Source organism: uncultured Methanobrevibacter sp., from assembly GCF_937881195.1.
GTDB lineage: Archaea > Methanobacteriota > Methanobacteria > Methanobacteriales > Methanobacteriaceae > Methanobinarius.
Genome location: NZ_CALGFC010000065.1, coordinates 15,737 through 42,478 on the forward strand (window position 1 = coordinate 15,737; position 26,742 = coordinate 42,478).

17 protein-coding genes are annotated in these 26,742 nt (G+C 22.6%); 8 read left to right on the plus strand and 9 right to left on the minus strand.

The features are described 5' to 3' along the window. Positions 1-264: 264 nt before the first annotated feature. The 3 genes from Q0087_RS08955 (at position 265) to Q0087_RS08965 (ending at position 5,445) form a co-directional block, all read left to right on the plus strand. Positions 265-858 (plus strand): TMEM175 family protein, encoded by a 594-nt coding sequence (locus Q0087_RS08955; RefSeq protein WP_297899642.1) that lies wholly within the window; start codon positions 265-267, stop codon positions 856-858. Between the two features lie 684 nt (positions 859-1,542). Further along, entirely contained in the window at positions 1,543-4,572 is a 3,030-nt protein-coding gene (locus Q0087_RS08960) for a hypothetical protein (protein WP_297899644.1), read from the plus strand. Between the two features lie 378 nt (positions 4,573-4,950). Then, the gene (locus Q0087_RS08965; RefSeq protein WP_297899646.1) at positions 4,951-5,445 is read left to right on the plus strand and encodes a hypothetical protein; all 495 of its coding nucleotides are present in this window, start codon (positions 4,951-4,953) and stop codon (positions 5,443-5,445) included. A 426-nt stretch (positions 5,446-5,871) separates the two neighbouring features. On the opposite strand, the gene Q0087_RS08970 is transcribed toward Q0087_RS08965, so the two are convergent. Then, complete coding sequence (locus tag Q0087_RS08970) at positions 5,872-6,255, minus strand: hypothetical protein (protein WP_297899648.1); 384 nt, start codon at positions 6,253-6,255, stop codon at positions 5,872-5,874. 1,355 nt (positions 6,256-7,610) lie between these two features. Here Q0087_RS08970 and Q0087_RS08975 point away from each other — a divergent pair. The 4 genes from Q0087_RS08975 (at position 7,611) to Q0087_RS08990 (ending at position 13,115) form a co-directional block, all read left to right on the plus strand. After that, a complete protein-coding gene (locus tag Q0087_RS08975) occupies positions 7,611-9,950 on the plus strand; it encodes a glycosyltransferase (protein WP_297899649.1) in 2,340 nt (779 codons plus the stop codon). A gap of 297 nt (positions 9,951-10,247) precedes the next feature. Further along, a complete protein-coding gene (locus Q0087_RS08980) occupies positions 10,248-10,589 on the plus strand; it encodes a zinc ribbon domain-containing protein (RefSeq protein WP_297899651.1) in 342 nt (113 codons plus the stop codon). A gap of 92 nt (positions 10,590-10,681) precedes the next feature. Continuing rightward, on the plus strand, positions 10,682-11,185 hold the full coding sequence (locus Q0087_RS08985) for a DUF6790 family protein (protein ID WP_297899653.1): 504 nt from the start codon (positions 10,682-10,684) through the stop codon (positions 11,183-11,185). A gap of 310 nt (positions 11,186-11,495) precedes the next feature. Then, positions 11,496-13,115: a pseudomurein-binding repeat-containing protein gene (locus Q0087_RS08990; protein WP_297899655.1), complete on the plus strand. Its 1,620-nt coding sequence runs from the start codon at positions 11,496-11,498 to the stop codon at positions 13,113-13,115. A gap of 289 nt (positions 13,116-13,404) precedes the next feature. Here Q0087_RS08990 and Q0087_RS08995 read toward each other — a convergent pair whose 3' ends face one another. The 6 genes from Q0087_RS08995 to Q0087_RS09020 all read right to left on the minus strand — a co-directional run bounded on the left by Q0087_RS08995 (position 13,405) and on the right by Q0087_RS09020 (position 21,864). Beyond that, on the minus strand, positions 13,405-13,905 hold the full coding sequence (locus tag Q0087_RS08995; RefSeq protein WP_297899657.1) for a zinc ribbon domain-containing protein: 501 nt from the start codon (positions 13,903-13,905) through the stop codon (positions 13,405-13,407). A 540-nt stretch (positions 13,906-14,445) separates the two neighbouring features. Next, positions 14,446-15,009, minus strand: a complete 564-nt coding sequence (locus Q0087_RS09000; RefSeq protein WP_297899659.1) for a hypothetical protein — start codon at positions 15,007-15,009, stop codon at positions 14,446-14,448. A gap of 606 nt (positions 15,010-15,615) precedes the next feature. Beyond that, positions 15,616-19,149, minus strand: a complete 3,534-nt coding sequence (locus tag Q0087_RS09005) for a DEAD/DEAH box helicase (protein ID WP_297899661.1) — start codon at positions 19,147-19,149, stop codon at positions 15,616-15,618. Further along, positions 19,139-19,933, minus strand: a complete 795-nt coding sequence (locus tag Q0087_RS09010; RefSeq protein ID WP_297899663.1) for a Hachiman antiphage defense system protein HamA — start codon at positions 19,931-19,933, stop codon at positions 19,139-19,141. Before Q0087_RS09010 ends, Q0087_RS09005 begins: the two co-directional genes overlap by 11 nt. A 783-nt stretch (positions 19,934-20,716) precedes the next feature. Continuing rightward, positions 20,717-21,262, minus strand: a complete 546-nt coding sequence (locus Q0087_RS09015; RefSeq protein ID WP_297899665.1) for a hypothetical protein — start codon at positions 21,260-21,262, stop codon at positions 20,717-20,719. Between the two features lie 32 nt (positions 21,263-21,294). Next, on the minus strand, positions 21,295-21,864 hold the full coding sequence (locus tag Q0087_RS09020; protein WP_297899667.1) for a site-specific integrase: 570 nt from the start codon (positions 21,862-21,864) through the stop codon (positions 21,295-21,297). Between the two features lie 219 nt (positions 21,865-22,083). On the opposite strand from Q0087_RS09020, the gene Q0087_RS09025 reads away from it, so the two are divergent. Then, entirely contained in the window at positions 22,084-22,977 is an 894-nt protein-coding gene (locus Q0087_RS09025) for a hypothetical protein (RefSeq protein WP_297899669.1), read from the plus strand. 546 nt (positions 22,978-23,523) lie between these two features. On the opposite strand, the gene Q0087_RS09030 is transcribed toward Q0087_RS09025, so the two are convergent. Both Q0087_RS09030 and Q0087_RS09035 read right to left on the minus strand, forming a co-directional pair. Next, positions 23,524-26,070, minus strand: coding sequence for a TIR domain-containing protein (locus tag Q0087_RS09030; RefSeq protein ID WP_297899671.1), 2,547 nt, complete (start codon positions 26,068-26,070; stop codon positions 23,524-23,526). A 326-nt stretch (positions 26,071-26,396) separates the two neighbouring features. Further along, the gene (locus Q0087_RS09035) at positions 26,397-26,741 is read right to left on the minus strand and encodes a DUF2085 domain-containing protein (RefSeq protein ID WP_297899673.1); all 345 of its coding nucleotides are present in this window, start codon (positions 26,739-26,741) and stop codon (positions 26,397-26,399) included. Position 26,742: the final 1 nt, after the last annotated feature.

Sequence of the window (26,742 nt, forward strand, 5' to 3'; positions counted from 1 at the left end):
TAATAAAGTTAAGTTATTAGATTAAATTATTAGATTAAATTATTAAATTAAATTATTAAATTAAAATATAATAAAAATTATTAAATTATTTGAAAATAATATATCAATAAAAATATATATTAATTTAATATTCTTAATATACTATATAATCATATAAATGATTTATTTATTTTTAATATATTTAAAAATAAGGATATTAAAATATATTATAAACATGAAGAATTAAATATATAAATAAACACATTTAAACGAGGAAATGATTTAATGGATGTTGCTGATTCAAGATTAAGTAAAAAAAGACTTTCAGCATTAATGGATGGCATATTTGCTATTGCTATGACAATATTAATCCTCGGAGTAACTCAACCTTCAGATTTGGGAGTTATAACACAAACACAGGTCATGAAATATTTAATAAATATAATTCCAGAATATATAAGTTTTATAATAAGTTTTTTGATAATAAGTATATTATGGTTAAATTCTCATGCCCAATTTAAATATATAAATAATATTAATAGTAGTTATTTATGGCTCAGCATATATGAATTAATAGCTATTGTTAGTATACCATTAACAACTTCAATATTTACAAGTTATGGAGATTTTACAATAGGAACAATTCCTTTTAACTTAAATTTATTAGCTATTGGAATAATAAATTTCAGTAAGTGGAATCATCTAGTGAAAAATGATTTATTAATTCCAAATATCTCTAAAGATGAAATTAAAACAATCTCTAAAAGTAAAAAAACTTTCATAATAATCCCAATAATAAGTATGGTTGTTTCAATTTTCATACCTCCTTATTGTGGACTTGTATATTTCTTAATTTTTATACAATCTCGTTTAAAATGACATATTTTTATAAAAATTTAATATTATCCCCTAATCTAATATAATTTTTTTATTTTATAAATAAGAACTGATTTTATAATACTTTTATTTTATATAAATAAAATTTTTAAACATATTAATATTTTACAATATAATTTTATATATAGTTTATTTTAAACACCCCCACAATAAAAAATTATTTTATATAATTTACGTTTTTAAATTAGTTTAATCCTAGAAAAAGATAAAAATATTTGTTTTATTTGTTTTTGGTGAACTTTAATAATTTTTTATTAATTTCAAAGATTTTATTAAAGTTTCATTTTTAAGGTATATTTTTAAAATTATAAAAATAATTTTTTAAATTACTTGGTTTACAGATTATAAGAATAAATTTTTTAGATTATATAATTTTTATATTAGGACAATAGAGTTTTTAGATTAAACAATAGAAATTTTAAAATTATTAAAATAGAGCTAAGAATAAAATACTATTTGAAATTAACATTGAATATTATATAGAAAAAGTTATATATTCATTAAAAACAATTAAAATTAGCATATATTTAATTATCAAGGTTGATAAGTAATTATATGCCATTATAATTTTAGGTAAAATATATAATATTTAATAATTACAGTGGAGGTGAAAAAATCAAAAGAATTATTTATATATTAATATTATTGATAGGAGTATCTATTTTCATGAATTCTGTGAGCGGAGCTAATGTTAATAATAATACAAATATATCAGATATACAAAATATCATAGATAACACAGCAGATGATACAATTATATTTGATTCTGGAGATTATAACTACATATTAAACCTTAATATAACTAGAGCAATAAATATCATAAGTAATGGAATAGTAACATTTATTGGAGATGGGAAAAATAATCTATTCAATATTAATTCAACAGGGGTTAAAATAGATGGTTTCAACATTAAAAATTATGAAACACCAATAAACTCTACCGAAGGAAATTTAACTATTATAAATAATAATATAACAAATTCCACACATGGAATAATAATCAATAATACAAAAAACTCAGGAAATGCAATCATCAACAATACAAATATTGAAAACAATAAAATTAACACTACAAGAGAAACTATAGAAATAGCTGCAGAAACAAATGATAATATTAATAGCAGTAGTAGTCATATAGAAAATATTCAAATTAGTAATAATGAATTAGAATCAGATGGTGTGGATGATTCGGAAACCATATTAATTGAATCTTCAAATAATAGTACAAAAGATGTTAAAATCAACAATAACAAATTTAAAGGAGGAGAACTCCAAAAAATACTTGTATACTCAAGCAAAGATACTGAAAATATAGCAATAACCAATAATAATTTTAATAATAATGAATCAATAGCACAAATTTTGGTCCTAGGAAGTCAAGGAATAGTTAATAATACAACAATATCAAATAATAATTTTAATAACAATATATTAACAATGAATATCTATTCACAGCACTCAATAAATAATATAATTTCCCATAATAACATTCATGTAGATTCTGGTTTCATTAACTTCTATGGTAGTGAAGATCTTATCAGCCCTTATTTTAATGATAATACAGTTGATACAACAGACATATTTGCTATTGATGTTAATGGTGCTAATTTAATTAAAGGAAATATTTACAATAATAAATTTGATATCTATTCTGGATATATAGATTTAAATGGATGGGACAATTTATATGACAGTTATATCCAAAACAATACCATTAATACAATTGAAGGGTTTAATAATAAATTTAACAGCCGAAATTTGAATAATGGGAATGTTATTAACAATAAAATTAACTCTAAGAATGGTTATATCAATATAAACGGCGAAAATGCAAATAATGTGAATATTATCAATAATATTTTTTATGTTACAGAAAATTATGAAATTAACTCCAATTTAAATAATATAACCAACATTACAATTTCTAACAATGAAATAAATTCATTTAATACAAGTATGAATATAAATGGTTTCGAAAATATAGCTAATTTTAATATAAAAAACAATAATTTTAGTTCATTAGAAAATATAATAATAAATCAAAACACAGCTATTTTAAAATATTTTAATTTATCTAATAATATAATAAATGCTAAAATGAACATTATAAATTTAAATGGAACCGAAATAGGAGTAAATAACAATGTAATTAATAATTACATAAATAGTGATTATTCGAGCATATATATCCAATCTAATAACAACCTATATAATTCTAGCATATCCAATAATAAAATTAATGCTAAAAGAACGTTTTTTCAGATATATACAACTCAAAATATAAATAAAACTATTATAAACAACAATATCATAAATTCCATAGATGAATTTGGAATATATATGCTCAGTATAAATATAAGCCAAAATTTAATGTATAATAACACAATAAAATCAGGGAATAGTAATTTCTTAATTTCAGCTACAGAAAAAATAGTAGATAGCTCGATATTCAATAATAAAATGTTTTTAGAATCATTAACATTATATTTACAGAGCAATAACCAATACAACTGTTCATTATATAATAATAAAATTAATACAACAGTTTTATTTGAAAACTTCCACGCTTATGAAGATTTAAATAAATTTAGTGTTTATGACAATAACATCTCATTTAATTATGGCATAATTATAATAGAAGGTATTGAAAACATTAATAATCTGTCTATTAAAAATAATAATATATCTGGCAATAGTACAGAAAATATTTTAAACATACACAGTGCCAGGAATATAAAAAATGTGATGATTATTGGAAATAATCTTATAAATAGTATAGGAAACGGTATTCAAATAGATGTTAGCAGTGATACTGAAAATAGAATTTCTGATGAAATTCTTAACAAAAGCATAAGTAATGTTAATATTTCATTCAACCGAATCATTTCATTTTATAGAGGTTTAATTATTTTATCAGAAAATACTACAACCAACAATAATACTGCAGATTTTAATTGGTGGGGAGTTAATGATATTGAGAATAAGACCAATATAATTACTAAAAATCATTATATATTAAAATTTATTCCATTCGAAGTTAATTTAACTGTTGGAGATATTGCTAAATTCCATACCATGGTATTAAATAATACAAATACTCCTTATGGAATAGATAAATTAGCAAAATTTAGTGTTTACACTTCCATAAACAAAATAGATTTGAATAATATAGAAACTTCTAATAATGACATAAAATTCATTATTAATTCAACAAAACCAGTATACCTAACTTCTAAAGCAGATGGCCAAATATCCAACTATATTATGACTCCTGGAAAAGGAAAAACATATATTACCATAGTTAGTGTTATTAAAAAACAATTAAAATTAATATTTAAACTAAAATTGACTGACAAAAACAAAAAACCATTAAAAGGAAAATATGTGACTTTTATAATTGGTAATGAAAAATTCAATTTAATTACAGATTCTAATGGAATAGCCACATTAAATTATAAAATTAGAAATATTGATTCTACTAATACAATATTTAAATTTTTAGCTCGTTTTAATGGTGATGATAATTATCTTTCTTCTGAAAAATATGATGTCATTAAATTAACAAAAAATAAAAATAATGTAAAAACAAAAAACAATCCAGATGCTTATGCATCTATGAAAAAAACAGGAACCCCCATTATAGCAATTTTATTAATTTTAATAAGCAGTTTGGGAATTTTAAAAAGAAGAAAGTGAAACAAAGTCTAAAATTAAATTTTTTCAAGGATAATTTTTATTATTTTATCCTTTTTACTTTTTTTATACATTTATGTTTTTTATTTACTTAATCCATTTATTCAAATATTTACCATTTTTACTTAATTAATTTATCTATGAACCCTATTTATTTTTGTTTTTAGTTATTTTAACTAAAATTATAATAATTAAAAGATATTATAGCATTATATGGTTTTTTAATAAATGATTTTAAATATATATGTATAGTATTGAAATAAAATATAAAATAAGTATAGAAGAAATATTTATATAAAACAAAGCAAAAAATTAATAATATATATATAATATACATAACATTAAATATAAATTATTATATGTTAATATTGGGGGGATAAAATGAAAAAAAAATATATTATATTTTTGTTAGGAGCTCTTGTATTGGGACTATGCATCGCTCCAACAGTATCTGCTATAACTTATAAATATGAATATGCTGGTATTGCATATAAAGATACCATTAAATCTAATTCATTGACATTAGACTATCATTACAAAACAAATCCAACAGACAAACATAAAGATATAGTTAAAAAATACCCTAAATCATACAAACAAACATTAAGATTTTATAAAAATGGTAAAAAAACATATTCAAAAACTATAAAAAATCAGAAAATAACAAATGAGAGATACCGTTACTGGAATGGATACACAAAATATACTGCAAAAGTAGTTAAAAAAATCAAATCACAAAAACTGAATAATTTTGGAATGTGGTTTAAAGGAAAAAATTATTCTTCAACTATCGATAAAAAAGGAAATGTAAAAATCTTAATAAAAAATGGTAATGTAAATTATGTTAAAGCACGTAGCTTTTCATATTTATACTAAAAATATAATCAAATTTTTTTAATTTTCCAATTTTTATTTAATTAAAAGAGTATTTTTTTCATAAATACTATAAAAAAATAATGTTTTTTTGTTATCACATCTTTCATTTATTATATTTTTCATTAAATGAACATAGAAGTGTTAATAATTTTATGAAGTGTTAATAATTTTATATATTATCCCAAAAAAATCTATTTTTATATAAGAGATATACTTATAAAGAATTTTATAAAAAATATTAGAAATTCATTAAAATATTCATTTCCTAATAACTCAGCCTAAATAAAATAATAAAATAAAAATAAATAGAAAATAATAAGAAAGTAGTTCAAATTAATTTGAGAAATATTAATTCATTAATAAATTAATAAATAATCTCAAATTAATAGGTACCAAAAATATATTTTAATTATACTTTTTTATTAATTATGCTCTTATTAATGTAGCTCTGGATCCATATGCTTTATCTTTACCAGAACTTCCACAATAATCTGCATCACAGTATTTACAAGTAATTTCTTTCTCATAAACTCCTTTTGGATTAATCAATAGCCCTCCATATTTTCCACACAAAGGACAATAGTTTTTCCAAGTATTTGTAGTCCAAACATAAGGTAATCCAGTCCCACTAGCACTTGGTAATGAAGTAATAGTTATTGTATTCTTTAAAGATTTATAATAATTTGAAGATTTTATTGAATTATTAGAACTATTTGAATCTTTATTGGATTTTTGATTATTGTTAGTAATTTCAGGATTTTTTGAACCCCCACCAGTATTGTTAGATAATTCATTTTTAGTATTTGGCATTTCTTGGGTAGCTGAAACTGCTACTATAGAGAATGCTACACAGATAATAAATACTGCGTAATGTATTTTATTTAAATTAATATTTTCCGCCTCCGATATCTAGAAATTTTTCTTATAAAAGCTAATTTCTAGAGAAAGTAATATTGAACAATCATATATATAAATGTTTGGGCATAAAATTTAAAAACAAGGTCGTTAAAACCGTTTTAAATTAAAAAAAACAAATTAAAAAGGTTTCAAATTTGAGGGCAAATAAGTTAAGATAAATGTGAATAATATTACAAGAAATATGTACATTATAAATTAACTACTAAAATAAAATAATAATATATCCACTTTAAAATATTAATATAATATAAATACACTATTATTGTTATAAGACACATTAACAATATGTATATCAACTTAATAATAAGATAAATCATTCAAAACTCTATAAAATTTAAGAATATGGAGATAAAAATATTAAAATATTAATGAAAGGATATTTTATTAATTATAAATCTTAAAATAAGTATTAAAGAGATTTTAAAAATTTTTAAAAATAATAAAATAATATTTAATTGTTTTAAAGTTTTCTAATGATTAATAAGAATTATTAATAAAATATAACCTCATAACGAATTTTAATAAAAAAAGAAAAATCTAAATTTTTAATTTAGAAATTTAATAGTAATATCATAACATTCATTTTTTATGTATTAATTCATTATTAAAACATGACAAATATATATTATTTTTATAATGTCCTAAAAATACAAAACATTATATACTATAACATACAATATTATATAATAATGAAAATTTGATATAATAAAAATATTATATAAAATATTTATATATGATTATAAAAATCATGCAATATAAAATTTTATAAATTATTTCACTAAAAAAAATATTATATATAACTTACAACATTGATGCAAATTATACAAAGTATATTATTTATTAAAGTATACTATTTATATTTTTTGAATATTAATGTTAATGCTAAATAATCAATGCCTTAGAAATTATTGATTAAAATCTAATTTTAATAATTTAATTGATAGCCTGTATATTTTTTCTTTTTTTATTACATATAGCTATTTAGCAATCCTTTTAAATATTATTTAATATTTTATTTAACTTGATAGGACACTATATATTATTTGATATTTATTTAGCTTGAATAATTGCAGAATAGATCTGTTAATGTAAATTTAGCTCGTTAAGACTAGACCATGTAACTAAATCAGTTAGGTTACACTATGTAACTACCCTGATTAACTAAATACATAATTAACCATGTTAAATGACATTATATAAAATATTATAATCATGATTTTATAATTCGACATAAAGGGGGGAAATTAATGCGTAAAAGCATTCTTATTGTCGAAGATGATAAATTTACTGCAAATGATTTAAAAAATAAATTAGAATCAATAGATTATAAAGTACTTAAAATTGTTTCTACAGGAGATGAGGGAATTGATATCGCTGTAGAAAAAAGACCAGATTTAATTTTAATTGATATTAACCTTAAAGGAAATATTGATTGTATCGAAGTATCCCAAAAATTATCAGCATTAGATTTACCAGTGTTATTTATAGCTGATAAACAGGATTTAATTGATAATAAAAATATCAAAAATTTAAGTGTAGATACAATAAATTCAGGATTAGGATTTATTTTCAAACCAATAGATACAAAAAAGCTTAATAATTCTATTGAAATAGCTATTAATAATCATAAAATTGAAACAGAAAAATTAAATCTTGCTATGGGTGTAGTAAAAGATAAACAAGAGGATAATTCAGATAAAAAATCAGCAGAAAAATTAAATTTAAAAGCTAGTGAAAGATATTATAGGAATAAAGAAAACAAAAAAAGTGAAAAACCTCAAAAAATTGATTCAAATTCTAAAAATATTTTGATTGTAGAAGAAGAATCTGTTTCATTAGATATCAAGCAAAAGATTGAAAATATAGGGCATAATGTTATTGATACAACTAACACTGGAAAAAATGCGATAAAAATAGCTAAAAAATATAAACCAGATATGATCCTTATAGGTATTAATCTAAAAGGAAATATGAATGGTGTGGAAACTGCTAAAAAAATTGAATATTTAGACATACCAATAATTTATTTAGACAACGATGAAACAGGAAAAAATATAGAAAATGCTATAATGACTTATCCTTTTGGATTTATCTCAAAACCTTATGATTCTACAGAATTAGAACATGTTATTAATTTTGGAATTAAAAAATGTGCTGAAGACTTAAATAAAATTAAAAAAGTAGAAAATGATGTTAAAAGAAAAAATAAAGAGCTTTTAATCGAAAAAATATGTGTAGCAGCCATGATTGGAATCTCTTCCACATTAATAATTACCTCATTTTTATATTTTAATTTCACTTGGATGCAATGGTTACTATTCATACCTTCATGTGTAATGATATTTTTAGCTCTTGCAAATTTATTAAAACAAGAAAAAGTAACTCCTTATGAAGTACCTCCTTTTGTTACAATGATGGTTCCCGCACATAATGAAGAACATACCATCGAAGATTGTGTTAGATCTCTTGCAAATGTTAACTATTATTATAAAGGCAAAAAGAATTTTGAACTTATTGTTATTAATGATGGTTCAGAAGATAGAACTGGAGAAGTTTTGAGTAGACTTAAAGAGGAATTTGATAATTTAAAAGTGATTACAAGAGTTCCTCCAAGATCAGGTAAAGGAAAGAGCTATGTACTGAATGATGGATTAAGAATAGCTAAAGGAGAAGTTATTGCTGTTTTTGATGCTGATGCACGTGTAGATGATGATTATTTAAGTATAATCATGCCTTATTTAAATGATGAGAATGTTAAAGGGGTACAATCACGAGTGAAAATTTATAATAAAGATGAAAATTTCCTCACAGCAATGCAAAATATAGAATTTGGATTATTTGGGAATATTGTTAGGGCGAAGGATATCTTAGGTAAAGCTGGATTTTTAGGAGGAAATGGACAAATTGTTAAAAAAGAAGCAATTACTGCTCTTGGAGGATGGGATGGATTTGCTATAACTGAAGATTTGAATTTAAGTATTCGAATGATGGTAAAAGGTTTTGAAATTAGGTATTGTGGAGAAACCTGTGTTTATCAAGAAGCTGTACCAACCTGGAAACAATTATTTAGACAAAGAGCAAGATGGGCTATTGGAAACTTTGAAGCATTATTCATAGACACCCCTAATATCTTAAAATCAAAACTTCCATTACTAAGAACATTTGGTATTATAGAACACATTTCATTCTATATTCTAAATTTGTTTATATTCATTGGATTTATTGTTCTTGGAATCGATGTTTTTTCATATTATTATCAAAATCATTTTATAATTGAAATGAATGCCCCTCTAATTATAGGACTGATTTCTGCAATTGGTTTTTTCCCAGGAGTAATTATTTCATTAAACCGTGACAACTTTTCAATACCTAGTATTTTAACTAATGTTATTGGATATTGGATTTATTCATTCCATCTAATCCCATTATTCTTTATTACATGTTATCAAATGTTAACTAGAAAAGAAAGAACTTGGGCAAAAACTTTACACCTCGGTAATGATGGAAAATTAAAAGTAAAAGGAGAAATGACAGAATTTAAAATTGGAGATAATATTGATGCCACAATTAGTTATGATTCAAAATAAAATGATTTGAATTATTTTTATTATTTCCAATTATTTTTTAAAAAAAAAGCAAGAATAACTATATATCCACTTTTATATTAATAATATTTCTAATTACTAATATCTAAATTTTTTAATTGTAAATCATGGAAAAGTACCTATAATATTTAACATTCACTTATCAAAAACTTATTATATTATTATAATCTATAAACTTATTATAATCTATAAACTTTTGTAATAAAAAACTTTAAAAAACTTTAAAAAAACTTTAAAAAGTATTTTATATTATCATGAACAATATATTCCTTGATAAAAATGGTAAAAATATGTAAATATTGTGGTTGTGAAAACCAAGAAAATTTCAACTATTGTTCTAATTGCGGAATGCCTTTAATCCAAAAAAAAGAAAAAGACATTATTTTAAACTATAAAAAATTAATAATAATTAGCTATATAATCACAATATTATTTAGTTGGGGAGGAATTCTCTTAAATATTTTATTTAATAATTATGGCTTTTTTAGTTTTATAGGAATCTTTTTACCATTCTATTTAATACAATCCAAAGATAAATTTGTTAAAAAACATGGATACATACAAATAGCTATTTCAATAGTTGGAATAATCCTCTCAATACTCTTAATATTCCATTATTAATTTTAAATTAAAGTAGAATAATTAAAAATCAACAAATATTTAAAGAATATAAAACAAAGATTCCATTAGATAAAGTATAAAGGGGAATTTCTATGGAAATGATTTATATTTTTTGGATTTTAACAATATTAGGGGCTTTAATACATTTATTTTTAAGTAAAAAAGAAAAAACTAAAAATAGAATATTTGAAATATTTTTATTATGGTTTTTAGTAATAATGGTTGGTTTTGGATCATTATTTGCCTTTTTTGGGCATATTTTCATGGCGGATACCATAGCTAAGATGATAGGTTGGCCTACTGGAAGTCCATTTCAATTTGAAGTTGGAATTGCAAACTTATCTTATGGAATTTTGGGTATTTTATGTTTGAAATTAAGAGATAATTTTTGGACAGCTACTGTAACAGCGGTTTCTATTTTTTATCTTGGAGATGCATATATACATATTACAAATATGTTCCAAACTAGAAATATGGCTATTGGAAATACTGGTTATGCATTATATAGTGATATATTAGTTCCAATAATAATTATAACTCTTTTAATTTTGTATAAGTATACTTTAAAAAAAGATATAAATCTAAAAAGGATATAATTTTTTAAGAATAATGTAAAATAGACAGTTATTTTTTTATTCATAGTATATAATAATAAAAATTTTTTTATAGATTAACTAATTTTTTATATAGTATATTTTATTCTTTTTTATAATTCCAACTTCTTAATATATTAATATTTTATTATTAATAAATAAAAAACACTAAAATCTAATTATTAATCCTTAAATTAAAATATTTCATTAATAATATTAGTAATATTTATATTTTAATAAATACTAAATATAGAACAGATAAAAATAAAGTATAATATTTAAGAATAAATAAACATGAAAAAGGGGAAATAAAATGTTAATAAAAAAGATATTAATGAAAAATATTAGAATTATTTTATTATTTTCAATGATAGTTTTTTTAACCTGTAGTTTTAGTTTTGCAGAAAGTAGTACTGATACTCAAAAAAATACTATTTCAGATCAGTCCAATTTAAACAGTGCAAATTTTGTAAATGACTCAGGTGAAGTTAGTTTAATTGCTAATAACAAAGAAAGCATGAATAAATCAAAAGAAATTACTCAAACAAAATATAAAACAGCTCAAATAACTGGCCCTAAAACATTATCCCAATCAAAAATATTAATTAGTGCTAAATATGTTAAAACTTATACAGAAAAATATGGGAAACTGCCTGATTATGTAACAATTTCAAACTACAATTATTCAATGCCAGAATTCATGTATTTACTCTCAAAAACAATAAATTATAAATATAAAAACATTAAAACAGATATTTTAGCCAAATATGGAATTAAAGATCCGACATCCCCAACAGGAAACTCAATTAATAAAAAAATAACTAAAAAAGCATATTATAGCCTAGCAACAAATATCTTTTCATATATTGATAAATATAATACTGCTCCAAAATATGCATCTAGTTCATTTGGAAAAGTACAATATCAGACAGCTATTTATGGTTTCTCTAGAATATTAGCTTATACTTATTCTTATAATAGTTTACCATCATATCTTTCATTAAATATAAAAAACACTAATAGTATTAATAAAAAAATGCCTAAATATACTCAAACAAATCCAAATATCCAAAATAATTCAGGTAACAACTCAGAAAACGTAAAACCTACTAAATTATCTCAAAATAGTATATTAGTAGCTTCTTCTTCAATAAAAAGCTATGTTGAAAAAAATGGAAAATTACCAAACTATGTTACAATATCCAACTATAAATACTCAATCCCGGAATATTTATATCTAATATCAAAATTAATAAGTAGTAAATATGGAGGATCAAATGGGGACATAATTGTAAAATATGGAATAAAAAATCCTTCTAGTCCAAGCGGTGCTTCAATAAATAGAATATTTACAAAAACGGAGTATTATGATATTAGTAAAAGAATATCTACATTTATAGAAAATAATAAACAATCCCCTAATTATGTAAGTTCTAAATATGGAAACATACAATATCAAACCATTATGTATGGATTAGTTAAAGTAGGAGACTATATAAATAAAAATAAAGTTCTTCCCAACTCACTATCATTAAATGTACCGATTTCAAGTAGTATTAATAAATATCTTCCAATATTTAACCAGAGCGGAAATTTAAATAATAGTAGTGTTAGTTCAAAGTTATTAGGTTCTAATGACTTAGGAACAGTAGAAATAATTGGAGCATTTGGAAATATTAAATCAGATGCAAAAGTTGCTTTTGTAATTGGGCTAACTCCTCTTGAATCAAGCATTAAAAAAGCATTGTATGATTCAATAGTTTCACAAAATGTTCAGGATTATTGTTATTATATTTATATGATAAATGTGACAAAAGCTTCAAGTGGTTATGATGAAGAAAAAATCTATGCAGAAGCTTTAGCCAATGAATTTGCACAACCTCACATAACAAATAGTAATTATAATCTCGTGGTAAATATTCCAGAAGAATAAAGTAAAATTCTTATTTTATTTTATTTTTTATTATATTATTTCTTATTTTATTTTTAATTATATTATTTTATTTTTAATTATATTATCTCTTATTTTATTTTATTTTTAATTATTTTAATTATTATTTTATTTTTTTATTATATTGTTTTTAATTTCATAATAAGTATCTATTAAGAAGTTTTTATTATTTTTAGCTAAAAATTTGAAAAATAATATTTATTTCCTAAAAATTTTATAAAATTTTTAAATATAATATATAAAAAAAATTAAAATAAATAATATAACATAATTATTTAAGGTCAGAAGATTCTTTATTGTCCATTTCTGGTTCTTGTAAATTTGCTCCACATTTAGGGCAAAAATCTGAATCTTCGGGGATTTTTACTCCACAATTTGTGCAAAATTTTGTTTTTAAATCATTATTGAGAATTGAATCATCTTTAGGATTATTATTATTATTATTATTATTACCATTAGCATTATTATTTATATTATTAATATTATTATCATTAGCATTATAATTTGTATTATTACTAGTATTATACTTAGCTACAGTAATTTGAACCGAATCAACATCCATAACTGCCCTAACTACCAATAAAATAATCCCAATGACAAGAAAAAATAACAAACCTAATGCTATCCCTATTATCCAACCTGCAGTCCATCGTTTTTTTCTAACTAGTGCTTCTTGGTTATTCATAAAAACTAGTTCATAACCATTCATGACATATTTATCCACAGTGCTCTCCAATTCATTCTTATTATTTACAGTTATACCTCTCATCATTTTTATATCCTCCATATTTAAGAAAATATATAATTCTAGGATTATATGAAAATAACAATTTTAAAAAGTTTAATATACTAATATCGTAATTATTATAATATTATAATTATTATACAATTATAATTATTATACAATTTATATTTAGAGGATTATAAAAATTATTCATTCATTTCTTTCAATCTTTGAATTTCTTCAGCATGATGTTTTAAGGTTAATCCGTTAGCTGGTTTAGCTACAGTAACATGATATTTCTTGCCGAATTTCTTAATTAGTTACTTTCGTTCTTTCTTTCCTATTTTAAGTATTAAATTAATAATATTTAAACTTTTTGGCAACATTTAAAAATTTAATATATTTAAAATATTTAGGTCATAGCAAACAATGCGCATGAAAAAAATAAAACTTTAATGTTAAAAAGCAATAATGCTCTAAAAACAATCTTAGTAGTTAGAGTTTCCTGTAGCAATATTTTTGTATCACCTAACTCAAATCCTAAAAGTGATATAAAATATTAATTAAAAATTATTACTAAAAGTTGAATCATGATTCATTCCAAATATCTTCAGCTTTGGATTTAGCATCATCATTTTTTATTTTCACTATTTCAGAAATTAATTGGTTTAAATTAACACAGAATTCTTTATATTCTTGGTAATATTTTTTCATCATGTCACTACATCTTTCTTCACCAAAATAATGATAAGAAGTACCATAGTGAGACACATAACCATATTTTTCTCTTATTTCCTTTAGATTATTCAATGTATTTGTCAAAGCAGTGTTAATATCATAATTTCTGTGATTATTAGAATAATTTATAAATTTAGGAATATGTATAGAGTAAGTTTCTCTATATGATTTTTCAAGTTCCTCTATAGACATTTTATGGGGCCAAAATTTTTCAATATCAAGATTATCTTTAATGATAATAGGCAGGTTATTCAATGCTTCTTTACATTCTAATTTTAAATTACTTATACCAGATTTACCATGTTTTTCAGTGATATTTGGATATGAAATAACAAAATGCTTTATTTCATTTTTGTAATAATCACTTACACTATTTGTAGTTGCTGATAAGAATTTATCTAATATTTGAGCCATTTTTTTCACAAGTTAAATTTACTTCATCACTTAAATTTTCTAATCTTTTATCTATTGTGTCCATTAAAACACCATTATTCATTTTTTAATATATTTAAATATCACTAAAAATTTGAAATTAACATCAATTTTATTTATAGAGTTTTTGTTTATATATATTTCAAAAGATTATATGAAATAAGAATTATGTTTTCTTGAATAATGCAATACTAAAATCATAACTTATACTTTTTTCAATTAATAGCTTTTTAAACCATCAAGATAATCTTAATTTCATCCATAGTTGTCCATTTGAATCTTTATATTTATAAATCATCTTTATTTATCCAGATACAAATTTATAACTCATAACTAATGCTAATGTTCTTTTTTGTTGAAAATTTTCCTGAACAACCCATATTAAATCAGTAATTTTTATTTTTAAATTTATTCATTCTTTAAATTCCTTTAAAAACGCTTTATAAAAGTATTTTCCAGATTAAAATTTGTATTAAAGCTTTTAACCATTTTTAACATTAAAATTTTGTCATTTTATTTCAATGTCCCACACATTGTTAACCAATAAGGAATATCCACAAAATTACCACCTGATTAATATTTAATTATTCAAGAATTAATAATAAATTTTTTAACAAAAATTTCTGTTTTGACTTTAAACTTTTCATTATAGGGCTTTTCCAATATGATAGCTCCAAAAGATATGTCATTTAAATCCATTTCAACTGAAACAAATTTTGCAATTTCTCTAGGAACAAAACCTAAATACTCACTATTGTATCTGAATTTTATACTATTAATATCATATTCATTGTCAAAATCTCTTTCAAGTTCTAATAAATCCCCTACTTCTATTTTTTCATAGGTTTCTTTAAATTCTTCATTAAAATATATGCCATTAATATCACAAATTATTTCCTCATTGAAATCCAAAGGCTGATTATCATAGTTAAATTTTTGTGATGTATCTAAAACATTTTGAATCTCATAATTAGTGAGATTTAGGCCTTTTAAATCATCTATGGTGATATTAGAAAACCATTTCAAAAATTTTTCAATATTAAATTCTTTATTATAAAGACTTAATAATTTCAAGCAAGTTTCTCTATTATTTATTCCTAAATTTTTATATATACAAGCAATAGGGTTGTTGAGACCATATTTAACATAAGAAGATAAGTTTTTAATGTTTGTTGGAAAAGTTCTAAATTGTTGATATATTTTTTCAGCCTTTTCATCAATATGATATGAAAGTATTAGCAAAAAAGATGTTATTCCCCATGGATACCTATAGCTAAGAAAATCATTAATGTATTTATGCATATTATCCTCGTTCTTAAATATTTCATTCCAAATAGATTTTAAACTATCTATATCATCACCATTAACCCAATTTATTATGAATTCAAATAATTCGGCTATTTTTCCATCTTTAATGAAATTTTCATCTTTCATCTCATCTATTTCTACAAATAATCTTGAGATAAACTTTAGTAATGTTTCATAGTCATCATTATTTAAAATATCCCCTATTTCATCAAAATAATCATTGATAAATTTTGAAATTATTAAACAAGACTCTAAATGTAATCCTGTTTTTGAATAAATGTTTCTAAGGTTCTTGTCATCTAGCTCATAAAAATTTTTTCCAACTTTAGTTATAGATTTGTTAACAATATTTCGGTATTTATTAGGCAACTGTATATTAAACAAACTAAAACCCATTATTTCTTTTATAATTTCTTCAGTAGGCGTTTCAACTGATTCTTCCACTAAAATATTAAGTAAAGATGGTTCAACATGATTCTTTATTTCATTCTCAAAATCCAAAAAATATTCTGAAAGCCTTCCTTTAATAATATATTCATATATTATTCTAAAAAATTGGCTTTTAACAGATTCTATATTGTTTTTATTTGTATATCTATCAATAATACCCTTATCATGGTCATTAAAATTCAAAAAGATTATTTGACCTTCTGTTTCATGATTTGCTCTTCCAGCTCTTCCAGCTATATTCCAAAAATCACGAACATTTATTTTTTCACGAGTTTTCCTATTAATATCTAGAGAATGAATAATTAAAGTTTTTATAGGGAAATTCAATCCTTGCCCAATAGTATTAGTTGCTATAAGCACTTCTAAATTTTTCATTCTAAAATCTTTTTCAATTGCATTTCTTAATGGTTCTGATAGTCTTCCATGATGCACACCTATCCCATATTTTAAACATTCCGTAATGGGGTGTGTTTCGCCAAGCCATGATTTTGCCATTTCTAAAGATGCAGAAGGTCTTTTTTCGAAATTTTTCTTGATAGTTTCTCCAACAGTGTATTTTTTATACTCAAATAATCTTAAAAATGAATTAGCCGTGCTTTTAGCTAAAGTAGTGGTTGGAACAAATATTAATATATTCCCTTCATCAACAAATTTATAAGCTAATTCTACACATGTGTCCACTCGATGAAATTTTTTTTCTTTATAATTATAAAAAGGAAATTCTCTATTCCTAGTTCCTTTAGTTGGCTTAAAATAATATTTATATCTTCTTTTTTCAATTATATTTTGTAAAAATAAGTTATGATTATCTTTATCAATATAATTTATCCTACCTTTCGTTTGACTTCTATTCCATTCGAAATAGCCTATTAATTTTCGTGTCGGCTCCCATTCTTTTCCAAAAATCTTTGGAGAAGACAATATATTTTGAGTTTCATTAGAAAACCATTCCGAAAATTCTTTGGAATCATCATCACTCATTACTGCAGAAATAAACAAAAATCTAGTCTCTAACATATTTTTTCTAAGCTTAATTTTTAATTTGGTAATTAATAATTCAAATAATGATGACCTTAAACCATCATTCCCTATTATATGACCCTCATCTATGACTACTAATGAAATATCTTTGAAAAATTCTGGTCTTATTCTATATAGTAAATCAATTTTCTCAGGAGTAGCTATTAATATATCTGCGTTTTTCATCCATTGAAATTCATATTCATCTATTTCATAATCTCCTGATGATTTTGATACATTGAACCCTAATTTATTCAAATTGTTTGAAAAATTTTCATATACTTCAAAAGCTAATGATTTAAAAGGAGCAATATAAATACATTTAGTATCAGGATTATTTATTAATGAGTTTATTATCATGGTTTCTGCAACAAAAGTTTTTCCAGCGCTTGTTGGCATTTGAAGAATATAACTATCCTCATCTAAAAGTATTCCTGTATTAATAGCTTTTAATTGAGATTGCCAAAATTCAAATCGAGATATTCTCTCTTGAATTGGTTTCAAACCATTTTTTCCATAAATATCCATTGTTAAAAGCTTTATATATTTATTCCATATGATATTATTAGTATCAACATATTTATTTAACACATCCCATATATTTCTTTGTTGGAATAAAGAAAGCCTAACATCAAATAAGTTCAATAAATGAGATAATGTAACATTACCAGAATAAAGAATATTTTCATAGCTTCTACTAATATATTCTTTATAATTATTTTCTTCACCTTTTAAAATAAACTTAGACAAATAGTCTATTGACTTCAAAAAATCTTCGAAAAAATAATAGTAATTGATATTTTTAGTTTCATATATATGTTCTATTTTACCTTTTTCAGCATTTAACAGGAATATTTTTTTCTGTAAAAATAATTGTATAGTTTTTAACACTTTATTTTCATATATTCCAATTATATCTTCTTCATCATTTTCAAAAGAATAGTAATTCTCTAAATCACTACCTAATTCATTATATTTATCTATCAAACATTTAGCATTTGCCTGATAACCTGCTATATCATAGCATAAACTAGCCAATATTAATAAATACCCTTTTTCATACTTTTTACTAGTATAATACAAATTTTCATAAATCTCAGCAGCAGTTTTCACTGATTGAATCCCTATTTCATCTTTAAAATTATTTTTCAGTAAAAAAGAGCCTTTTGAAGATAAAAATAGAGCATGTCTCCAAAGATATGATTCACTATATTTCGAATTGAATTCAACATTAATTCTTTTAGCAACTAATTGATTAATAAAATTAAAAAGTTTAGTATCTTCAAGCAGTATTTTTTCAAGTTGATTTCTTTTATTATTTAAATAATTTTCTTTATTTATCATAAACAAAATCCTCTGCAACATTCCCAACTTGATTATAAGTATTCTCAAATAAATCTTTCATAGAGTCTATTAATAATAAATTTAAGTTTAAATTAGGAAGATTTATATCCTCTTCATCCAAAGCATCCAATATATCTGGTTTATACACATTCTTTTCAATAACTATAAAAATCTCAAAATCTTTATTATATGATTTAGGGTCAAGCAATGCATTATCAAATAATTCCATGAGTTCATAATTATTTTCTCTTTCTAAGCAATTTGATACAAAATTAACAATATCTGGATTTTCTTTATTATTTTTAACAACTCCTTCATAAGCTTCAACCCCTACTTTTTTCTTGTAAGTCCTTCTTGATTTAACTTCTGTAAAAATTAATGTTGGCTTTTCACCTTCAATTTTACATGAAACAATATCTGCTTCTCCCCTCATTGCCATGTTATTTTTATCTCGAAATCTTAATTTATAAATTGGCAAAATATGACTTTTTATTTTTTCTAATATATCTGCTGAAACTATTTCTGCCCATGTAGATTGTTTAAGGTTAGCTCCTTCTGGAGGCAGGTATTTTTCATAAATATGTTCTTTCAACATTGATGAATCTTGATTTCCATATATTCTTTTCATCTTATTTGGATATCCCAAATGTATAAACATTTGTTCTGCAAGATATTTTTCTAAATTTTCATCTCTTTTATTTTCATCTTCGGTTAAATCATAAATGTTAAATTTTTTATATTTTGATTTAACTCTTTTTGTTTCACTAAGCCAATCCCCTATCATTATTATTAAATTTTTTTAAAATGATATAAACATTTTTCCATATAAATCTCATTTGTTTGAAGAATAAATTTTTAAAGTATAAAAACAATTGATGTGGTTTTAGAACATTTTACAAAAATATAATTTACAAATGTTTCTTTATTATAAAATAATTCACTCCATATATAAAAAGAGTAAAAAATTCATGAAAAAGTATCATACAATAAAGTCATTTGAAAAATAAACCAAAAATTAAAAAAATACTTTTCATAAACACTCCGGGATAAATAATAATTATTATATATTAAAAATATTTTAATACTAAAAAATGTTTGATAAAAAACTAGTGTAAATAATGAATTAATATGAAAATATTTTATATAAATGTTACAGAAGTCTGATAATTTCCTAAGTATTTTAACATAACGATTTAATAATTAGCAATGTCTATTAGGGTATTAAAAAATCTGCATATTTGTAAACTAATGTGGTGAAAAATAATAATGTATTTTAGAAGAATGAATCCGATTGTGAAAATGTATAAAATATAAAAAGAAATTAAAATGGAAAGAGTTTACCCTCCAACCTTTTCAACGCTCATTTTATTCTCATCTTTCTTAGCTGCTTTATTTCTTAAAATCATGATTGATTAGCTCATTAATTTTCATGAAACAAAAGACAATTAGAAACAAAGAAAATTTCTAATAATGCCTATGGAACAGAGCTAAAGTAGTATATTATTCACTTTTCCAATGTTTGTTTCTTTTGAAGGGCCTTATTTTATTTATTCCATATCTTTCTTAATTATTTAATCTTTTTTAAGTCAACCATTTCTTCAATTTTTTCGTTTGTGTATATACATAATGCTTTTATGTCAGCATAATAATCTTCAGAACACCAGTACTCAGTACCTACTTTATCATTAATTTTATTAATTTTATATCTTATTTTTGTAGGCAAATAATGTAAATAAAATGGCCGTTTTTCTTTAAACCATACCGTATTTTTAGAAGTTGAAGAAATTCCTCCTAATAAATCCGATTGTTTTGTCGATAAAAGTTCAGATAATAGATTTTTAAGACTTATCAATGCTTTTAGTTTATTTTCAGAGTTAAACTGAAACTTTAATTGATTATTGCTGTTCTCTATTTGTAACAATAAATTATCTTTATTAGACATAGATGTGTAAATAACTCCCCATAATGCCATTAATCCCACAAGCAATGAAATTATATTATTAAAATCAAATTTTTCATCATTTATAGAAAAACATATATTCAAAATTATAAAAAGAATAATGACGACAGAATATATCAATAATACATACCATTTTTTAAGCCACTTTTTCAAATTATCACCTATTTAGTTAAATTTTGATTAATTTAATTCATATCTTCTATTAACATCTTATTTACTTCTATCTCTTTAATTTGCAAGTAATCAATTGTTTGGTCAAGAGAATTATGTGCATAAAGACTTTGAATAATTTCTAAATCATTACCTGCTAAATATAAATGTTGACCCCTAAGCCTTCTAAAATCATGTGTGTTTAATGTAATATTTTTGTTTGTTTGTTTTTTTATTATTTTATTACTATTTCTTTCTAGATAGGTTCGCATATTTCTTTTAAACCCATCAATTTTATTTTCATTATCTATAAAAATGTAATCGTTTTCTGTTTTATTATTATCTTCAATTATTTTCTTTAATTCATTAGATATATCTTCTGGTATTGTTAAGTTTAATATTGTATCCTGTTTTTTCTTAGCTAAATCAAACTTTATTTCCCTTTTATCAAAATCAACATTATTAACTTTTAATATAGCTATTTCTTGGCTTCTTCTACCATAAAAATATTGTAATTTGTAAAATAGATATTTGTTAAAGTGTTTAGGGTCTTCTTTTACTTTATGTAGAAATAATGATACTTCTTCTTTGTTTAAATTTATCATAATTTTTGTTCCTCCTTTTAAATAATACTTTCCAAAAATCTATATTAATATTGTTCCTTATAATATATAAATATTTTTATTTAGGAATATAAAATCTGATATATATGTAAAATTAGTGAAAAATATTGAAAATTAGGAAAATTTTGTTCCGAAAAGGAGTATTTTAGGAACACTTTCACAGAAAAATCATCAAAAATAAATTTCGAAAAAGATAAAAAAATGAAAAAAATAAACAGAAATAAATATTATGAAATTAAAGATTTGCATATGAATAGAATCAATGTTCCCATCTTACCCCATATAAACAAAACACATAAAGAAAAATACAGAATATATAGAGAAAAATATAATAATGATAAAAAAATTAAAGGAGGTAAAAAAGGAAAATGTATCCTTTGCCAAAAAGAAACAAAACTTCAATTAAGCCATATTGTACCAAAATGGTGCTATAAGCCACTGAAAGAGAAAAATAGTAAATTCATTGTAGGGAATTATGAGTCTTTAGGATTATTTGTCAAGGAACAAGATGGAAATAAACATTATCTACTATGTAAAGACTGTGAACAATATTTGGGAGAATCAGAAAATTATATTAAAAAATTGACTGATTACTATAATAAAAAAGAAGAAATTATAAATCAAAAAGAAGGGAGAATAGAAGAAAAAAATCTTAATTTTGAATTAATTCAACGATTTGTTTTTGGTCTTACCATTAAATCAAATTATGCCACTTCAATTCCATTTAACTATATAAATTTAAAAAGTTATATTATTCATTTATTAAGAAAAAAAGTATTATCTCCTTCTACTGATGATAAAACTTTTCCAATCATAGCCCATAAATTTTTTTCAAAATTAGAGCCAGAAATCAGAAGTAATGGAATGATAATACCTGAATATAATGAAACTGAAATAGGTCAACCAGTTATAAGCTATTTAATGGCAGGATGGGAGTGGACTATATTCTTATATCCTGATGTTGACCCTATTGTCACAGATGTTTCTTTAAAAAATAATGGGAGTTTAAATATCCTTGTTTTAGATATTACTAATCAACGATTCATAAATCCTGACATATGTGCAGGCTGTGATAAAAATTGTACCTTAGACTGACATGTTTTTTTTTGAATATTGCAAAATTTAAATCAATAAATTGAAAATATAAGATATTTAGAAGCAAATATAACCTCTTCTAAGTCCATTAAAGAATGCGATAATTAGTATATAACAGAAGAAAAAACCTATAAAAAACACAGTTAAATATAGATATCGTGCAAAAATATAATTAAAACTACTAAAATTATAAAAAATCAAAATTAAGAAAGATTAATATTTAAAAAAAAAAGTATTTAAACCCCCATATTAACTACAGTAACTTTATGAAAATAAATTTTTTTGTTTTATACAGTATTCATCTACGCAGACTACCTTGAATGAGTTTTTTTTGCTTTCATTCTTAATTTAAGAAGAAATTAAGGCCTTTAAAGATAATTTTATAAGTTCTCAAATAAATAGTTTTTGTAAAAATTTATATAATATTATATTTCATATTAACTTTTAAATTAGGGCATTTTCTACAATTTGATTGAAATTTTAATTTATAATGTGAAATTATTCAATGTAAATTAATACCAAAAAAGTTTATAATTCATATATTATTTAATTTTTTTTTGTATAAATTGCTTTTAAAGGCATGTTAAGATTTTTATGTAATCTTTGTATAGTTGCATAATCTATTGGATGTAGTGAGCAATGATTAGCAATAAGTAGCTTAAGAGCATTTAATGCAATAATAGAAAAATCATCCTCAATTATTTTTTTCTCAATTTCACCTATGTTAACATTCTTTTTATATTCCATCAGAATGCCATGTTTCACAATAAACGCCGCAGGAGTATTAATTTCATCACATACTTTATTAATTACTGATATTAAGTTATCTGAGCCTATTGATTGGATAATCTTGTAGAATACACCTGTTAAAATTTGAAAATTATGATTCCAAAAATACATTTTTGCAATTTTTCTCAAGTCTTCATCACTAACTCTTTCATCACTCTCCTTAATTTCTTTGATATTTTTCTTTAAGATATATGAAATATGGTCAATAATATAATCTTGTTCTTTTTTAGTTTGTATAAGCTTAAAATATGAAGATAATATTCTCAAATAAACACTAATTCCTCTTTGAATAATGTTCTCCAAATCCGGTTTTTTCAATGAACCTGCCCGATTTTTAATGATACACCCTACAACTTCCACTGTTTTAACAGTTCTACTCAAATCTCTAGCTAATGTATTATCTATTTCTTCATAATCATCATTTTTTTCTTTATAACTTTTTTCAAATTTATCTTCATTTTTGTCCTTTTTTTCCCTTTCTATTTCCGGAGTACTATCAGAAGATGGTAAGGAGGATTCAATTATCATGTCGGATTCTTCATCAAAAAATTCTACTTCTTTTTTAGTTAGCGTTGACTCATTAAAATCTTTGAATAGATTTGACATTATTTCATCTAATTTTTTCAAAATTTTTGCATTTTTGGAATGGTGAGAAATAAAAACTGATATATATGCATTTTCCGTTACATGAAGATTATCCATAATATCGTCCATTTCAGATAATATATCCTCCTCTTCCTCAATTCTATCGGAAATATAATGTCCAACAAAATAATAATAGAAATAAGGATATTTAAAAGAATAGTTATTCAATCTATCTTTTTCAATTATAGATTCTAAATTTTCCAATAATTCGTCAGGTTTTTCTACATTATATTCTTCCAAATATTCCTCAAAAAATGTTTCAAAATCAATTGTAGAAATCTCTAACTTTTTCTCTTTAAAAAGATAGTAAGCAAAAGACTGTAAAAAGTTTATATAAGTCCACATATCCTTGCCTTCAACTCCTTTTTTATTCAAATAAGTAAAAATTAATGCTTGATAACAATGCCCTTGGGAAGTAATAGGTCCTAATTCAGGACTGTTAATAGCAATGATGCTGGATAATATGAAAAAAGGGTATGAAGGCATTACACCATTTCCAATAGTTTTACCCAGAATATCATTTATTAATTTTCTTGTGTTGTCAATTTTCTCATAATTCTTGATTTTTTTATCTGATAATCCTAACCACTTATATATTAATTTACTTCTTAATGAAGGTAAAAATTCATTTATTCTAAATCGAGTGAATGATGAAACAATTTGTTCATCTTTTATATTTATATTAAATACATCATCAGTAAAAATAATAGTTTTTGAAGAATATTTGAATAATTTTTTTAGAGTTTTATTTTTGTATGTTACTAAATGGAAGTTATCAATTATTGGAATGATTCTTTCATTATATTTTTCATCTATTTCTTCTTTATATTGTTCATTGAATGATTTTTCTATATAGTTATCCAATTTGCTCTCCAATTTTTTACTATTTCCTTCAAGATAGACTGGAAGGAAATTATTTTTATACAAAAATTTGAATAATGTTTTACATAAAGCAGTTTTTCCTGATTGAGGGTCTCCAGCTATTAAAATTCTAGAATAATCCCAAAAATTCTTTAATAAATCTTTTAGATTTATTTGTTTGTCGTATTCTTCATAAGGTTCATGTAATGTTAAATCAGGATATACATATATATCATCTAAAACTACTTTTCCTTTTTTAGTATGTGTATTTTTAAGAGTATCCGCATCATTTAAAAATTCACTGAATTCATCACTTATTTCAATATTTCTAATGTGATTCTCCTCATTAATTATTTTTTTTATTCTTTTATATACATGATACCATGCTTCATTTTCATCGGAATATTTGGAAATTGGATTTCCATCTTTAGGAATAGCTTTTAAATCAGTTAATTCTTCATCTTCCTTCCATCCACATGAAGAAGTTATTATTGGAATAACAATTGCATTTCTAGATTTTTTTAAGTTAAGAGCATCTTTTTTTTCTTTTTGACAGCATTTTGAATTAATAAATTTTGAGGTTATGAATAGGCAAAATATATCAGTATTCTCAATGTTCTTGTCGATTCCCATTGAAATCTCTTTACCATCAACAATTTTATTATCATTCCATAATTCTATTTCCCCATTATTAATTAAAGGAGACATTACTTCAGAAAAATTTTTTACTATTTCATATTTTTTATCATCCTCATGAGTATAGCTGATAAAAATCTTTAATTTATTTTTTTTATTCATTTTATTCCCTACTTTATTAAATAATAACTATTTATTATTATATATTATATGTAATATTAATAGTTAAGATACTTAAATATTTTTTAATTTAGCTATTTAATGAATATTTATAAAATTGGGATAAATAATATTAAATGAATTATAGAGGATTAAAAAAATTTTATAACAGAATTAATGACATATAATCAAATATATATGGTAAAAACAATTTTAAGTAATAGTTATCTACTTTAATGAAATATTGCTTTAATTATTTGTAATAATTAGAAGTACTAACAAGATTTTATAAATAAAATACAAAAGACAGAAAAATAATAAAACTCATACTAAGGTCGAATAAAAAAGATAATGAAGAAACCTATGAATTCGGCTAATATGACTAAACCAATTCCTCCAATAAGGCCAGTTATGAATCTTAATTTATTATTACTTTCTCTCATACCTATTAATTGTGTGGTTCCATCAATAAACATAGGCAATATTAGTATAATCCCAATTAAAGCACTTGTAATTGTGTTAAATTTAATTTCCCATGTTAATATTAAGAAAATAAGCATTGTTATATATATTCCAGTACATCTTGCACATACTGGAAAGTAATGTCCTTTATAATTAAATGTTCTTTCTGGTTTTCTATGGCAAAAATACTTCAAAAAATCTTTAGATTCCATT